The organism is Roseiarcus fermentans (assembly GCF_003315135.1).
Lineage (GTDB): Bacteria > Pseudomonadota > Alphaproteobacteria > Rhizobiales > Beijerinckiaceae > Roseiarcus > Roseiarcus fermentans.
In genome coordinates this window covers 179,931-193,455 of the sequence record NZ_QNRK01000008.1, presented here as the reverse complement: position 1 = coordinate 193,455, position 13,525 = coordinate 179,931, and the positions used below count along the sequence as shown (strand labels likewise).

The window sequence follows — 13,525 nt, the reverse complement described above, 5'->3', positions numbered from 1 at the left end:
CTTCCGTCCGGCGCATCTCAGACCCCCCAAAGGGACCGACGCTACCGGACAGATCGTGCGCTACCTAAACCGGACATATCATGTGCTACCGACAGAACGCTCTCTTGCACTTTGCCGCGTCGCGCGCCGCAGGTATCATGTCCCGTCGATCCTGAGAGCGACGAAAGACCCGGTTTTAAGATGGAATATACGCGCATCGCCGCTATCCCGGCCGTGATGATGGGAAAGCCCTGCATCAAGGGGACGCGCATCAGCGTGGAGTCGATCCTCCGCAAGCTCGGAGCGGGACGGTCGTTCGCTGATATCCTCGAGGCCTACCCGCAGATTACTGAGGACGATCTGAGGGCCGCGCTGGCGTTCGCCGCCGACTATCTTCAACACGAAACTGTGCTGGCCGCCCAGTGACTCGCTTCCTGGCGGACGAAAATGTATCCCGTCTCGTCATCGAAAGGATCAGCGCCACTGGTCATGACGTCGTTTCGGTTGCGACAACGAGTCCGGGCGCTTCCGACAGCGATCTTCTCGCGCTTGCCATCGCGGAGAACCGAATTCTCGTTACGGAGGATCGTGACTTTGGCGAATAGGTCGTTCGCCAGCGAAGTCCGGTGCTCGGCGTCGTTCTTTTGGAACTCGATCGAATGTCGAATGCGGCTGAGGCGCAAGCGGTAGCCGCAGTGCTCGCTGCGCATTTGGACAAGCTCCCCGGCTCTCTTGTCGTGATCGAGCCGGGCCGTGTACGTACACGACCTCTGCCGGGGTCGGCCACCCCGTGACCGTGATCGCCGACCCGCCGCCTCACCCCAGCGGCGACGGCGCGGTGCAGCGCCGGTCGAGCAGCGCCTCGGCCCCGGAATGGCGCAACTCGCCGCGCACGCCCTCGAAAAACGCCAGGATCAGGAAGTCGTCCTCGCCGCGGACGCGCGCCCCGACCGTCATCACCATCAGCCGGTCCGGATGGTCCGCGGCGCCCGCGAACCCCTGCGCTGCGAGGCGAAACGGGTTCAGGCGCGCGAACTCGGCTTCGCGGACGCGCTCGCCGAAATAGACCTCGTGCGGAAGGACGGCGCCGACGCGCGTCCACACGCCGAGCGGCATCGTCCGGGCGGCCTCGGCGAGGAAGCGCCGCGCCTCCGGCGGCAGGCAGCCGATGTGGATGTGGAGTTGGTCCTGGGAGCGCGCGCTCCTGGCGTTGACGACCAGAACGACGTCGTCGCGCGGCGGCGGTTCGCCGTCCGGACCCTTGAGAAAGGCGCGCGCGCGCCAGGCGGCGGCGAAATAGTTCGGGGCCTTGTCCGACTGAAGGAACGGGTCCTCGATTCCGACTGTCTGGCGGGTCGGCGACAGGATCAGATCGTCCCTGCGCAGCGGACGCAGGACCGCGACGCCGAGGTTCGGGTCGCCGCCGGGAAGCTCGACCTTCAGACAGGGAAACGACACCCCCAGGAGCCGGTAGGCGGAGACGCAGGTGCGCACGACCGGCCACAGCCGGTTGCGGTCGGCCGCCTCGGCCGCGCCGGCCGCAATCAGAAGCGCCGCCGTCGTCAGGCGGCGCAAGGCTCGCAACATCAAATCGCCCCGCGCTCGTCGGGGCCGCGTCCCGCCCGCGCCCCGTGTCGAGGCCTAGCACGCGGGTCGGTTCCCGGGCCAGTGTCGGGCGCGGCGCCGTGCGGCTCGCACGGCTCTCTCCGACATGAGGGTCGGATAGCGCCACAGGAACATCCAGGCCGGCGTCATCGCGAGGCGCGAAGCGACGTGGCCCGTCATCGCGAGGAGCGAAGCGACGTGGCGACCCAGGGGGGCGGGCCAACGTCTGCCGTATGCCGGGCGGCGCCGCGCTGCAACGTCGGCGCGGGCGGCCCCTGGATCGCCGCGTCGCCCTTCGGGCTCCTCGCGAGGACGCGCCGCGTCGCCCTTCGGGCTCCTCGCGATGACGGGCCACGTCGCCCTTCGGGCTCCTCGCGATGACGAGCCGCGTCGTCTTCGGCTCGCGATGACGGCGGGAGGCGTCATCGCCCCACCGCCGGCGGTTCGAGGGCGCCCGTGTCCGCGAGTTTTCGTTCGTGTCACCCCGCGCCGAGGCCGCCCTTCTGACGCAGGAACGCGATCACCGCGTCGACGCCTTCCCCGGTCTTCATGTTGGTCATCACGAACGGCCGCGCCTTGCGCTGGGTCTTGGCGTCGCGCGCCATCACCTCGAGGCTCGCGCCGACATACGGGGCGAGGTCGGTCTTGTTGATGACGAGCAGGTCCGAGCGGGTGATCCCCGGCCCGCCTTTGCGCGGGATCTTTTCGCCGCCCGAGACGTCGATGACGTAGATGGTCAGGTCGGCGAGTTCGGGCGAGAAGGTGGCGGCGAGATTGTCGCCGCCCGATTCGATCAGAATGAGGTCGAGGCCGGGGAAGCGCTTGCGCATGTCGGCGACGGCGGCGAGGTTGATCGAGGCGTCTTCGCGGATGGCGGTGTGCGGGCAGCCTCCGGTCTCGACCCCCATGATGCGCTCGGACGGCAGCGCGCCCGCCTCGACCAGAATGCGGGCGTCTTCCTTGGTGTAGATGTCGTTGGTGATCGCCGCGACGTCGAGTTCGTCGCGGAGGCGCTTGCACAATTGTTCCATCAGGGCGGTCTTGCCGGAGCCGACGGGGCCGCCGACGCCGACGCGGAGGGGGTTCTTGGGTGAGGTCATGGGAGGGTCCAATCGGGAAGTGGTCGCGCTGGCTCGTCGCCCTCCTTAGCAAACTCCCGACCGAGAGGCGCAGGGAACTGAGTGCGGGCGTGCGCGATAGCGCCGATCGTGCTAGAGAGAGGTTCCGAAGCAGATCCGTTTTGGACCCTCATGCCGGTCGATCTTTCGATCAAGAACGCTCCCGATGACGTCGTCCAGCGCCTGCGGCGGCGAGCGGAACGCAATCGTCGTTCGTTGCAAGGCGAACTGCTCGCCATCCTTGAAGAGGCCGTTCGCCCCGAGCGGAGCTTAAGTCCCGGCGAATTGCTGGCCGAAGTCCGCCGTCTCGGAGTCGGCACGCCGGCCGAGGCGGCCGGCATTGTCCGGGCCGACCGTGACAGAGGTTGAGGTTGTCGACGCGTCGGCGCTTGCCGCGCTGCTGTTCGGCGAGCCGGATGCGGAGGCGGTGGCCGCGCAGCTCGAGGGCGCCCGTCTCGTCGCGCCTCCCTTGCTCGGCTTCGAACTCGCGAACGTCTGTCTCACCAAGATGAGGCGTGATCCCCGTCAGCGGGAGAGCCTGCGCGCAGCGTATCGACTCGCGCCAGCTCTGTCTGTCGAAGCCATCGCCGTCGATCACGACGCCGTCCTCGGCCTGGCCGAGACAACCGGATTGACCGCTTACGACGCGAGTTATCTTTGGCTTTCGCGCGTCTTGGGCGCCAATCTGGTGACGCTGGATCGAAAGCTTGCGGCAGCCGCGACACAATAATTATTATTTGGGAACTCCTAACTTGCCGCTCGGCGGACCCCCTCCACCAGCCTTCGGCTGGTCCCCCTCCCCCGTTCCGCTTCGCTTCACGGGGGAGGAAAGCGCGCCGGCGCCGATGTCCTCCCCTGCGAAGCGAGGGAGGGGGACCATGCGAAGCATGGTGGTGGGGGCAAACGCCAAGGCTTGGGTGTTACGTTATTTGTTAAATTAGCCAATCAGCAAAGATTCCGCGATCACGACCGAAACAGCCGCGAATATTGCGTCTCGTGGCGCATCGAGCCGATGTCGGCGCGGAAGGCGCACGAACCGAGGTCGGCCAGCGTCGAGGACGCCGCCTCGCGGGCGAGCGCGCGGATGCGCGGGACCAGCGTCGCCTGAATTTTCTGCCCGTCGGTCTGGCCGATCGGCCCGAGGCGCACGGCGGCCGAGACGGCCGCCGCAACCTGCGCCAGGACAAAGGCCTGAAGGCTCGCTTCGATCGGCAGGCCGTGCCCGGCGGCGGCGGCGGCGACGGCCGCCGGATAGGCGACGCGCGCCTCGTCGGCGAGACGGCGCAGCGGCGCGCAGTCCCAGGGCGCGCGGGCGGCGGTGACGAAAGCCGCGCCTTGCGCCGTCGTCTCGAGCCGCCGCTCGGCGGAGCCCGCGAGCGCGACGGCGAGCGCGTTGGCGTCGATGAGCGCGGTCCAGTCCTCGGCGGCTGCGGCGCGAAAACTCTCGGCGAACAGGATCGCGTCGGCGCGCGGCGCGCCGAACGTCAGGCAATCGACCAGCCAGCCGCCGAGCGAGCGCGCGTCGTGGACGTCGCCGTTCTCCACCGCCCATTCGAGCCCCTGCGAATAGGCGAACGAGCCGACCGGAAAGGCCGGCGACAGCCACAGCATCAGCGGCAACAGCGCGGCGTCGAGGTCCGGGTCGGGCGGGGAAGCGTTCATCCGTTCTCCCCGCTCGGCGTCACGGGGGTCGCGGCGCCCCGTCCCCAGCTTTGCCGGGGACGGGGGCGCGAAGCGCCGGACGGGGTGTGGGCCGTCACATCAACCTTGCCGTCGCCTGCAAGGGTCGACCCGTCCGTGCCCGTCCTTCGCCGCGAGGCGAGCGGAACGATCGATGACGATGGTCCGCCGCAAGTCGCATTGCATGAGCGCCGCCGCCAGGCCTTCAATGACGGCGTCCTGCCCACCACACCCCATCCGGCCCTACGGGCCGCCTTTCCCAGCAAAGCTGGGGAAGGGGTACGAGACATGCGCAATCGCGCCCGGCTCCGGTCAATGGCCGTGACCGCGCTCGGCGTCGTGGTCGTGGTCGTGATGATGGTCGGGGTGATCGCAGGCGCCGTGATCGTGGTCGTGGTCGTGATCATGGTCATGGTCGTGGTCGTGGTCGTGGTCGTGGCGGCCGTGATCGTGCCCATGGTGATCGTGGCCATGCCCGTGCGGCGCTTCCGCCTGCACGTAGGCGCCGCCCTCCGGGTTGAACGGCGCCTCGACCGGGACGACGCGGGCGCCGAGGCCCTTCGCCATCTCCTCGATGACGGAATCGCGGCGGATGCGCAGCGCCTTCGGGGTCATCTCGACGGCGAGGTGGCGGTTGCCGAGGTGCCAGGCGACGCGCATCAGCGCATGGCTGTCGGCGGCCCTGATCTCGGCCAGCGGTTCGGGGGCGGCGACGACCTCGACGATCCGGCCGTCCTCGAGCCGGAGACCGTCGCCGCCGCGCAGCATCGCGGCCTCCGCGAGGTCGAGCAGGAAGGCGAGTCCGCCGACGCCGGTCATGACGAAGCGGCGGCGATAGCGCTCGTCGAAGTCCAGCACCACGCTGTCGACCGGCGCGCCCGTCCACGAACCCGCCGGAAGAATCGTATCCGCCCGCACCATGTCCGCTCCTCAAAGCCCACCGCCGGCCGGATTGGACGCGGCGAAAACGCCAGCCGGCCTGTAAGCCGGGTTCTGTATGGCCGGAGCCTTGCGGCCCCGACGTGACGGCCATTCCTCTGGGACGCCCGTCTCCGGGCGCCTCGAGCAACCAACCCGAGCGACTGGCCCACGGACAGGCCCGCGGCGTGAGCCGCGCGTCGCTCCTATTCGGTTTTGCTCCCGGCGGGGCTTGCCATGCCGCCGACGTTGCCGCCGACGCGGTGCGCTCTTACCGCACCCTTTCACCCTTGCCTCGCGAAGGCCTTGCGGCCTGAATCGAGGCGGTTTGCTTTCTGTGGCGCTTTCCCTGGGGTCGCCCCCGCCGGACGTTATCCGGCGCCGTATCCGTATGGAGCCCGGACTTTCCTCCGCTCATCGCGGCGGCCGTCCGGCCGACTGGCCAAGCTGCGAATAGGAGGCGCGGGCGGCGCCGGTCAAGCGGAAAGGCGCCGCGCGGCGGCGAATGCGCGGCGGGATCGTGCAAGGAACGGGAACAAAAGCAACATTGCCGCCGTTTCGTCGCGGTCCAGGGGGTGTGCGAATGCCGAACGCCGCGTTCATTGCAGCGTCAATCCGTTTATGGAAATGTGCGGCGCGCGGGCGGCTGGCCCGCTTGGCGGGCGCCCCGCGCGCACAAGGGCGCCGGATTGGGATTCGAGACCGATCGGTCGGGAGATCATACCCCATGAAATCAATGTTGGCTCTTTCGCTGGCGTTCGCGGCTGCGCTGTCGGTGTCGGCCTGCCAGACGCCGCAGCAGACGAACGCGCTCGCCGGCGGGGCGCTGGGGGGCGGCGCGGGCGCGCTCATCGGCTCCGCGGTCTCGGGCGGAAGCCCGGGCGGGACGCTCGCCGGCGCGGCGATCGGCGCGGCGTCCGGCGCGATGATCGGCGCCGCGGCGACGCCGACCTATCAGGGCAATTGCGCGCGCTGGGGTTACGACTACAACGGCAACCGCATTTGCATCGCCTATTACTGAGCGGAGGCGCGCGGCGACACGCCGCCGGACCCGGCAAAAGTCAAAGGGGAAGTTCCATGAAAACGGTGTTGGCTCTCGCGACGGCGCTCGCCGCCGCCCTGGCGCTGTCGGCCTGCCAGACGCAGCAGCAGACGAACGCGCTCGCCGGCGGCGCCCTCGGCGGCGGCGCCGGCGCGCTGATCGGATCGGCGGTGTCGCACGGCAGCCCCGGCGGGACGCTCGCCGGCGCGGCGCTCGGCGCCGGGACCGGGGCGCTGCTCGGCTCGTCGCTGACCCCCAGCAATCCCGGCTACGCGCCGCCGCCGCCTCCGGGGCCGGGCTACTACGCCCCGCCGCCGCAGCAGGGCTATTACGCGCCGCCGCCGGGCCCGGGGCCGGGCGGCTGCGCGCGCTGGGGCTACGACTACAACGGCAATCGCATCTGCATCGCCTATTACTGATACCTGACGAAAAACCCTTCGGGGGCCGGCGGGGCGCACAGCAAGGACGGGAGTATGGCATCGATGAACAGGATCACGACGCTTTTGCTTGCCCTCGCGGCCGCCGCCTCGGTCTCCGCCTGCCAGACGCCGCAGCAGACCAACGCGCTCGCCGGCGGCGCGCTCGGCGCCGGCGCCGGCGCGCTGGTCGGCTCGGCGGTCACCCACGGCAGCGCCGGCGGCGCGCTCGCGGGCGCGGCGATCGGCGCCGGCTCCGGCGCGCTGATCGGCTCGGCCGCCACGCCCCAGCCGACCGGACAATGCGCGCGCTGGGGATACGACTACAACGGCAATCAGGTCTGTACCGCCTATTACTGAGGCGAATGCGGCGCTATAGTCGGCAGTCGCCGGATTCGTTTCGCTTTTCCGGCGTCGGGCCATAGGTTGGGGAATCTGCACATGACAATGAAAATGGTCGCCCTCGCAATGGCGCTCGCCGGCGCGTTCTCGGTTTCGGGCTGCGCGACGCAGCAACAGCAGAACGGCACGCTCATCGGCGGCGCGCTCGGCGCGGGCACCGGCGCGCTGGTCGGGTCGGCGGTGTCCGGCGGCTCCGTGGGCGGGGCGCTCGCGGGCGCAGCCATCGGCGGCGTCGGCGGCGCCCTGGTCGGCAACGCCGTGACGGCCCCGCGCCACTGCGCGCGCCACGGCTACGACGCCTACGGCAACCGCATCTGCGTCGCCTGGTACAACTGACGCGACGGCATGAAACCGCGCGGCGGGACCGGAATCCTCCTGTCGAGAGGCGGGATATGACGTCCGGTCCCGTCTGCGACAGTCCGCTCGCGTCCGCGTTCCTCGCCTCGCCCAATTTCGGCGACCGGCGGGGAGCCGGGAGACCGAACGCGATCGTCCTCCACTACACCGGGATGCCGACGGCGGAGGCGGCGCTGGCGCTGCTCGTCGATCCGGCCTCGCAGGTGTCGGCGCATTACCTCGTCCACGAGGACGGGCGGATCGTCCAGCTCGTCGCCGAGCGCGACCGCGCCTGGCACGCCGGCAAGGGGCTCTGGAAGGGCGACAGCGACCTGAACTCCGCGTCCGTCGGGATCGAGATCGTCAATCCCGGCCACGACGGCGGCGCGCCGCCTTTTTCCGACGCGCAGATCGACGCGACCATCGCGCTATGCCGCGACATCGGCTCGCGCTGGACAATTCCCGCCGAGCGGGTGCTCGCCCATTCCGACATCGCGCCGACGCGCAAGCGCGATCCCGGGGAAGTCTTTCCGTGGCGGCGGCTGTTTGCGGCCGGCGTCGGGCATTGGGTCGAGCCGGCGCCGGTCGCCGGCGGGCCGCTGTTCCGACCCGGGGAGGAAGGGCCGCCGGTCAGGGCGCTGCAGGCGCTGCTGGCGCTCTACGGCTACGGGGTCGAGCTTTCCGGCGTCTGCGACCGTCACACCCGCGCCGTGGTGACGGCGTTCCAGCGCCATTTTCGGCCCGCGCTCGTGGACGGCGACGCGGACGCGTCGACGGTCGCGACGCTGAAGGCGCTGATCGAGGGGCTGGCGAAGCGGCGCCCGTAGCCGCCGGCTGACGCGGTCGACGGCCGTGTCTTGCGGCCTCACCCCTTCAGCACCGCCTCGTAGGTCTCCCGCACCTTCCGCCGCCGCTCGTCGAGCGCGGCGATGAACGCCTCGAAATCCGGGAAGCCGCTCGAGGCGGCGATCCGGCGCTTGACGCCGGAGGCGGCGGTCTTCGGGTCGAACGGCCCGGAGATGGCGAGGCGCATAAACTGGGTGGCGTCGGTGTAGAGCCGGTGCGCCTCGAGCAGCGTCTCGACATGGCGAGAATCGAGCAGCTTCGCCCGGCCGGCCTTGTCGATCGCGGCCCGTGTCGACACGTCGAGGATGTCCGGCCTGTCGTGGCCGAAGGCGAGGGCGAGGTACTGGGCGACGAACTCGATGTCCATCAACCCGCCCTTGACCAGCTTCAAGTCCCAGGGGTCGCTCTCGCCCTTCTCCCGGGCGATCAGCGCGCGCATCGTCGTCACCTCCCGGGCGACCTCGCCCGGATCGCGCCTGCGCGTGAGCGTGGCGCGGATCGCCTTCGTCGCCTCGGCCGCGAGGCTCGCCTCGCCCGCCACGATTCGGGCGCGCGTCAGGGCCATGTGCTCCCAGGTCTCGGCCTCGTCGCGCTGGTAGCGGGCGAAGGCGGAGAACTGGGTGGCGAGCGGCCCCTTGCGGCCGGAGGGCCTCAAACGCATGTCGACCTCGTAGAGCGCGCCGCGGCGGGTCTTGGCGGTCAGCGCGGCGAGCAGGCGCTGGGTGAAGCGGGCGTAATAGACCCCGGGGCCGAGCGGCCGCGCGCCGTCCGATTCGCCGGCGGTCTCGGGGAAGTCGTAGATCAGGATCAAGTCGAGATCCGAGGCCGCGGTCATCTCGCGCGAGCCGAGCTTGCCCATCGCCAGCACGGCGACCCGGCCGCCGGCGATCACGCCGTGGTCTTGGGCGAAATCCGCCGCGACCCGCTTCAACAGCGCCCCGACCATGGCGGCGGCGAGCGCGCTGTAGGCCTGGCCGGCGCGGTCGGGATCGAGCCGGCCCGACAAGAGATTGAGCCCGATCAGGAACATCTCCTCGGCGGCGAAGTCGCGCGCCCGGTCGAGCGCGTCCTCGAAGTTGCGCGCCTGCCCGACATAGGTCTCGGCGCGCAGGCGGGTCGCCTCCTCGCGAAAACTGTCCTCGAAGTCGATCGTCCGGTCCGGGTCGATCGCGGCGTCGAGCACGTGCGGGCGGGACGCGATCACCTCGGCGAGCCGGGGCGCGGAGCCGAGCACGTCGCCGAAGAGTTCGCGCAACCGCTCGTTGGAGCGCAAGATCGACAGCAGCTCGACGGACGCGGTCATGTGCGCCATCGCGGCGTCGAAGGCGGCGAGCGCCGCGGCGGGATCGCCGGAGCCGGCGAAGGCCTCGAGCAGCGCCGGCGTCAGCTCCGTCAGGACCTCGCGGGCGCGCGGGCTGCGCACGCCGGCGCGGCGGCCGAAGTGCCAGCCGCGGATCGTCTCCGCCGCCGCCTCCGGGTGCTGGAAGCCGAGGCGACGAAGCGTCGCGAGCGTCGCCGGATCGTCGGTCACGCCGGTGAAGACGAGGCTGCCGGAGGCGACGCTGAGGGCCGGGGCGTCCTCGAACAGCCGCGCATAGTGCGTCTCGACCCGGGTCAGGTGGAACGTCAGGTCGCGGGCGAAGGATTCCAGCCGGCCGTAGCCGCAGAAGCGGGCGAAGCGGGCGAGGTCGGCGCGCTCGAACGGCAGGCGCTGCGTCTGCTCGTCGGCCACCATCTGCAGCCTGTGCTCGACCGTGCGCAGGAAGCCATAGGCTTCGGTCAGGTCGCTGACCGCTTCCGCCGTCACCCACTTCTCGGCGTAGAGCTCCTTCAGCATGTCGAGCGTGCGCCGCCCGCGCATGCGCGGCCGCCGCCCGCCGAAGATCAGCTGCTGCGTCTGGACGAAGAACTCGACCTCGCGGATGCCGCCGCGGCCGAGCTTGACGTCGTGGCCGGCGACCACCACCCGCTCGTGGCCGCGAACGGCGTGGATCTGCCGCTTCATCGCGTGGATGTCGGCGATCGCGGCGTAGTCGAAATACTTGCGCCAGACGAACGGCGAAAGGTCGGCGAGGAAGCGGTCGCCGAGCTCGAGGTCGCCCGCCGCCGGGCGCGCCTTGATCATCGCCGCCCGCTCCCAGTTCTGGCCGAGCGTCTCGTAATAGGCGTAGGCGCTGAGGGTGGAGAGCGCGACCGGCGTCGAGGCCGGGTCGGGCCTCAGCCTCAGATCGACCCTGAGCACGTAGCCGTCGGAGGTGCGCTCCTGCAGCAGACGGGCGAGCGCCTGGGTGATGCGCACATAGAGCGGAGCCGGCTCCGCGCCGGGCGGAATGGCGGCGGAGGCGGCGTCGTAGAGGACGATCAGGTCGATGTCGCTCGAATAGTTGAGCTCGCGCGCGCCGTGCTTGCCGAGCGCCAGCACGGTGAGGCCGCAGGCGGCCTGCAGGTCGGGCGCCTCCGGATCGAGCGCGAGTCTGCCGGCGAGCGCATTCTGGCGGACGAGAAAGGCGAGCGCCGCGCCGACGGCCGCGTCGGCGAAACGGGTCAGGGCCTCGGTGGTCTCGACCACGTCCCACACCCCGCCGATGTCGGCGAGCGCGATCAGCAACGCCGATTCCCGCTTGGCGAGGCGCAGCGCGCGCATCGCCTCCGCCTCGTCGTTCATCCGCCGCGACAGGCCGGCGACCAGGGCGTCGAGCGCGCGCTCCGGCGAATGCGAGAGGAGACGGGCGAGCCGGGCGGGGTCCTCGCCCGCCAGCGCCCAAAGATAGGGCGAGTGATCGGCGAGGCCGAGCAGGAGGTCGCGCGCCTTGCCCTCCGCGACGAGCGGCGCGAGGTCGCGCCCCTCGGGAGCGCCGACCAGCGCCTCGAGCTTGCGCCGGGCGGCGGCGGGCGCGGAGAGCCGCGGCGCCGTGACCAGCCGCTCACCCAGCGACCGGTTCATGGACGCTCCCCGAAACCGGCGCCGGCAGCGCGGGCGGCGCGTGCTCGGCCGGCAGGATCACGCGCACGCGCAAGCCCGGCGCATTGTCCGCCAGTTCGACCCGACCGCCGTGCATCCGCGCGACCGCCGCGGCGAGCGACAGCCCGAGCCCGGAGCCCGGACGCGAGCGCGACCCTTCGAGGCGGACGAATCGGTCGAGAACCCGCTTGCGATCCTCCGGCGGAACGCCGGGGCCGCGATCGGCCACCACCAGCTCGACCGCATCGCCGACGCGGCGCGCCGAAACGACGATCGACGGCTTCGGGTCTCCCGGATGGCGCCCGCTCATGGCGCCGTATTTCAGCGCGTTGTCGACCAGATTGGCGATCGTCTGGCCGATCAGCTCGCGGTTGCCGCGCACCGTCAGCGGCGCGTCGATGTCGACGGCGAGGTCGACGCCCTCCTCCTCGGCGATCGGCTCGTAGAGGTCCGCCACGGCGCGGGCGGCCTCGGCGAGGTCGAAGGCGGTCTGCCCGTCGATCCCGCCGCCGGCCTCGGCGCGCGCAATCAGCAGGAGCGCGTTGAAGATCTTGATCAGCGCGTCGGATTCCTCGATCGTCTTCTCCAGCGCCGCGCGGTAGGCGGCGGGATCGTCGCCGTAGGCGAGCGCCGCCTCGGCGTGATTGCGCAGCCGGGTGAGCGGCGTGCGCAGGTCGTGGGCGATGTTGTCGGACACCTCGCGCAAGCCCTGCATCAGCACGCCGATTCGCTTGAGCATGGCGTTGAGGCTTTCGGCCAGCCGGTCGAGCTCGTCGCCGGAGCCGGACACCGGCAGCCGGCCGGTCAGGTCGCCGGCCATGACGCCCTGGGCCGAGGTGTTGATGTCGTCGATCCGTTTCAGCACGTTGCGGGCGACGAAGAGCGCGCCCAGCGCCGCGAGCGCAGCGAAGAACACCAGCGACACCGCCAGCGCCCGAACCATCACGCCCTCGATCCGGGCGCGGTCGCCGAGGTCGTGCCCCACCAGCAGCAGGAACCCGGGCGGCAGCTTGTAGATGCGCACGAGCGCCTGCCGGACCCGGTCGCCGGGGCCGTTGGTGCGGTAGTTGACGACGATGAATCCCTGGCGCTCCAGGACTTCGAGCGGGATCTGCTCGACGTTGCCGGCGAGCGATTCGCCGGCCGGGTCGGTGAGCAGGTAGAGCGACGCGCCCGGCTGGCGCTTGCGCGCCTCGATCGAGGAATAGAGGCCGACCAGACCGTCATGATTGAAGGCGTCGGTCAGGCCCTTGGCCTCGGCGTCGATGGTGCGGGCGATCTCCTCGTCGACCACCGCGACCACCTGCCAGGCGATGATCGCCAGCACGACCCCGGCGCCGACGGAACTGACGGCGAGAATCGCCAGCGCCAGGCGAAAGGCGGTGGCGCGAAAGAGCTTAGCGAGCGCCGTCACGTATCATGTATCCGGCGCCGCGCACGGTGGTGAGCAAGGGCGCGTCGAAGTCCCGGTCGATCTTGGCCCGGAGCCGCGAGACGTGGACGTCGATCACGTTGGTCTGCGGGTCGAAATGATAGTCCCAGACGTGTTCGAGCAGCATCGTCCGGGTGACGACCTTGCCGGCGTTCTGCATCAGGTATTCGAGCAGGCGGAACTCGCGCGGCTGCAGCACGATCTCCTCGCCGCGGCGGGTGACCTTGTGCGACAGCCGGTCGAGGGTCAGGTCGCCGACGCGGTACACGGTCTCCTCGGGGGCGCCCGCCGGCCGGCGGCGCGCCAGCGTCTCAACCCGGGCGAGCAGCTCCGAGAAGGCGTAGGGCTTGGCGAGATAGTCGTCGCCCCCCGCCCTCAGGCCCTTGACCCGATCGTCCACCTGCCCGAGCGCCGACAGGATCAGGATCGGCGTCTCGTTCTTCTGTCCGCGCAGGGCGCCGATCAGCGTCAGGCCGTCCATTTTCGGCAGCATCCGGTCGACGATCGCGACCTCGTAGCCGCCCTCGAGCGCCATGTCGTAGCCGGTCACGCCGTCGTGGGCGACGTCGACCACGTGCCCCGCCTCCTTGAACGCCTTGGTGAGATAGGCGGCGGCGTCGCGGTCGTCTTCGATGATCAGGATTCGCATGACGCGTTCTATATCAACATTGCGCGCCTCGGCCAAAGACGCGCTGGCGAAAGACGCGCTTCGCCGAGGGACAGGGCCGGGTCGAGAAGGTGCGACGGCAGGTCCCGGGGGGCTGAATGGGACCTGCCGCCGCGTGCCGG

General features: G+C 70.6%; 16 protein-coding genes and 1 other RNA gene. 9 read left to right on the top strand and 8 right to left on the bottom strand.

Translation table 11 applies throughout. The annotated features are described in order from the left end of the window. Positions 1–180: 180 nt before the first annotated feature. A complete protein-coding gene (locus DFR50_RS09355) occupies positions 181–405 on the top strand; it encodes a DUF433 domain-containing protein (protein WP_113888927.1) in 225 nt (74 codons plus the stop codon). Then, positions 402–584 carry a DUF5615 family PIN-like protein gene (locus DFR50_RS33550; protein WP_113888926.1) on the top strand — a complete coding sequence of 61 codons (183 nt, stop codon included), beginning with the start codon at positions 402–404 and terminating at the stop codon, positions 582–584. The genes DFR50_RS09355 and DFR50_RS33550 overlap by 4 nt, the downstream gene beginning before the upstream one ends. 211 nt (positions 585–795) lie before the next feature. Here the strand turns inward: DFR50_RS33550 and DFR50_RS09345 are convergent, their stop codons facing one another. Next, the gene (locus tag DFR50_RS09345; protein ID WP_113888925.1) at positions 796–1,566 is read right to left on the bottom strand and encodes a CDP-diacylglycerol diphosphatase; all 771 of its coding nucleotides are present in this window, start codon (positions 1,564–1,566) and stop codon (positions 796–798) included. 497 nt (positions 1,567–2,063) lie between these two features. Further along, a complete protein-coding gene (ureG, locus tag DFR50_RS09340) occupies positions 2,064–2,684 on the bottom strand; it encodes an urease accessory protein UreG (RefSeq protein ID WP_113888924.1) in 621 nt (206 codons plus the stop codon). 150 nt (positions 2,685–2,834) lie between these two features. On the opposite strand from ureG, the gene DFR50_RS09335 reads away from it, so the two are divergent. Beyond that, positions 2,835–3,071 carry a FitA-like ribbon-helix-helix domain-containing protein gene (locus tag DFR50_RS09335; RefSeq protein ID WP_113888923.1) on the top strand — a complete coding sequence of 79 codons (237 nt, stop codon included), beginning with the start codon at positions 2,835–2,837 and terminating at the stop codon, positions 3,069–3,071. Continuing rightward, positions 3,043–3,432 carry a type II toxin-antitoxin system VapC family toxin gene (locus DFR50_RS09330; protein WP_210208841.1) on the top strand — a complete coding sequence of 130 codons (390 nt, stop codon included), beginning with the start codon at positions 3,043–3,045 and terminating at the stop codon, positions 3,430–3,432. Before DFR50_RS09335 ends, DFR50_RS09330 begins: the two co-directional genes overlap by 29 nt. A gap of 233 nt (positions 3,433–3,665) precedes the next feature. Here DFR50_RS09330 and DFR50_RS09325 read toward each other — a convergent pair whose 3' ends face one another. From DFR50_RS09325 to rnpB, 3 genes are all read right to left on the bottom strand, one after another. Beyond that, complete coding sequence (locus DFR50_RS09325; protein ID WP_113888922.1) at positions 3,666–4,364, bottom strand: urease accessory protein UreF; 699 nt, start codon at positions 4,362–4,364, stop codon at positions 3,666–3,668. 330 nt (positions 4,365–4,694) lie between these two features. Next, complete coding sequence (locus DFR50_RS09320) at positions 4,695–5,303, bottom strand: urease accessory protein UreE (RefSeq protein ID WP_113888921.1); 609 nt, start codon at positions 5,301–5,303, stop codon at positions 4,695–4,697. A 45-nt stretch (positions 5,304–5,348) separates the two neighbouring features. Then, an RNA gene (rnpB, locus tag DFR50_RS09315) (RNase P RNA component class A) lies at positions 5,349–5,742 on the bottom strand. Between the two features lie 285 nt (positions 5,743–6,027). On the opposite strand from rnpB, the gene DFR50_RS09310 reads away from it, so the two are divergent. The 5 genes from DFR50_RS09310 (at position 6,028) to DFR50_RS09290 (ending at position 8,323) form a co-directional block, all read left to right on the top strand. Next, positions 6,028–6,321 (top strand): hypothetical protein, encoded by a 294-nt coding sequence (locus DFR50_RS09310; RefSeq protein WP_113888920.1) that lies wholly within the window; start codon positions 6,028–6,030, stop codon positions 6,319–6,321. A gap of 56 nt (positions 6,322–6,377) precedes the next feature. Further along, positions 6,378–6,761, top strand: a complete 384-nt coding sequence (locus DFR50_RS09305) for a hypothetical protein (RefSeq protein WP_113888919.1) — start codon at positions 6,378–6,380, stop codon at positions 6,759–6,761. Positions 6,762–6,824: 63 nt separating this feature from the next. After that, complete coding sequence (locus tag DFR50_RS09300; RefSeq protein WP_113888945.1) at positions 6,825–7,118, top strand: glycine zipper domain-containing protein; 294 nt, start codon at positions 6,825–6,827, stop codon at positions 7,116–7,118. A gap of 81 nt (positions 7,119–7,199) precedes the next feature. Continuing rightward, on the top strand, positions 7,200–7,496 hold the full coding sequence (locus DFR50_RS09295; protein ID WP_342634549.1) for a glycine zipper domain-containing protein: 297 nt from the start codon (positions 7,200–7,202) through the stop codon (positions 7,494–7,496). A 56-nt stretch (positions 7,497–7,552) separates the two neighbouring features. Continuing rightward, entirely contained in the window at positions 7,553–8,323 is a 771-nt protein-coding gene (locus DFR50_RS09290) for an N-acetylmuramoyl-L-alanine amidase (RefSeq protein WP_113888917.1), read from the top strand. Positions 8,324–8,361: 38 nt separating this feature from the next. Here DFR50_RS09290 and DFR50_RS09285 read toward each other — a convergent pair whose 3' ends face one another. From DFR50_RS09285 to DFR50_RS09275, 3 genes are read right to left on the bottom strand one after another with little or no spacing between them, the layout of a single operon-like run. Next, positions 8,362–11,286 (bottom strand): bifunctional [glutamine synthetase] adenylyltransferase/[glutamine synthetase]-adenylyl-L-tyrosine phosphorylase, encoded by a 2,925-nt coding sequence (locus DFR50_RS09285; RefSeq protein ID WP_113888916.1) that lies wholly within the window; start codon positions 11,284–11,286, stop codon positions 8,362–8,364. Further along, positions 11,267–12,718, bottom strand: coding sequence for a sensor histidine kinase (locus tag DFR50_RS09280; RefSeq protein WP_113888915.1), 1,452 nt, complete (start codon positions 12,716–12,718; stop codon positions 11,267–11,269). Before DFR50_RS09280 ends, DFR50_RS09285 begins: the two co-directional genes overlap by 20 nt. Then, positions 12,702–13,385 (bottom strand): response regulator transcription factor, encoded by a 684-nt coding sequence (locus tag DFR50_RS09275; RefSeq protein ID WP_113888914.1) that lies wholly within the window; start codon positions 13,383–13,385, stop codon positions 12,702–12,704. Before DFR50_RS09275 ends, DFR50_RS09280 begins: the two co-directional genes overlap by 17 nt. Positions 13,386–13,525: the final 140 nt, after the last annotated feature.

Bases quoted from the DNA above. Each gene is read 5' to 3' on its own strand.
- DFR50_RS09355 (WP_113888927.1), top strand. From the start codon at position 181: ATGGAATATACGCGCATCGCCGCTATCCCGGCCGTGATGATGGGAAAG.
- DFR50_RS09345 (WP_113888925.1), bottom strand. From the start codon at position 1,566: ATGTTGCGAGCCTTGCGCCGCCTGACGACGGCGGCGCTTCTGATTGCG.
- ureG (WP_113888924.1), bottom strand. From the start codon at position 2,684: ATGACCTCACCCAAGAACCCCCTCCGCGTCGGCGTCGGCGGCCCCGTC.
- DFR50_RS09335 (WP_113888923.1), top strand. From the start codon at position 2,835: ATGCCGGTCGATCTTTCGATCAAGAACGCTCCCGATGACGTCGTCCAG.
- DFR50_RS09325 (WP_113888922.1), bottom strand. From the start codon at position 4,364: ATGAACGCTTCCCCGCCCGACCCGGACCTCGACGCCGCGCTGTTGCCG.
- DFR50_RS09320 (WP_113888921.1), bottom strand. From the start codon at position 5,303: ATGGTGCGGGCGGATACGATTCTTCCGGCGGGTTCGTGGACGGGCGCG.
- DFR50_RS09310 (WP_113888920.1), top strand. From the start codon at position 6,028: ATGAAATCAATGTTGGCTCTTTCGCTGGCGTTCGCGGCTGCGCTGTCG.
- DFR50_RS09305 (WP_113888919.1), top strand. From the start codon at position 6,378: ATGAAAACGGTGTTGGCTCTCGCGACGGCGCTCGCCGCCGCCCTGGCG.
- DFR50_RS09300 (WP_113888945.1), top strand. From the start codon at position 6,825: ATGAACAGGATCACGACGCTTTTGCTTGCCCTCGCGGCCGCCGCCTCG.
- DFR50_RS09295 (WP_342634549.1), top strand. From the start codon at position 7,200: ATGACAATGAAAATGGTCGCCCTCGCAATGGCGCTCGCCGGCGCGTTC.
- DFR50_RS09290 (WP_113888917.1), top strand. From the start codon at position 7,553: ATGACGTCCGGTCCCGTCTGCGACAGTCCGCTCGCGTCCGCGTTCCTC.
- DFR50_RS09285 (WP_113888916.1), bottom strand. From the start codon at position 11,286: ATGAACCGGTCGCTGGGTGAGCGGCTGGTCACGGCGCCGCGGCTCTCC.
- DFR50_RS09275 (WP_113888914.1), bottom strand. From the start codon at position 13,385: ATGCGAATCCTGATCATCGAAGACGACCGCGACGCCGCCGCCTATCTC.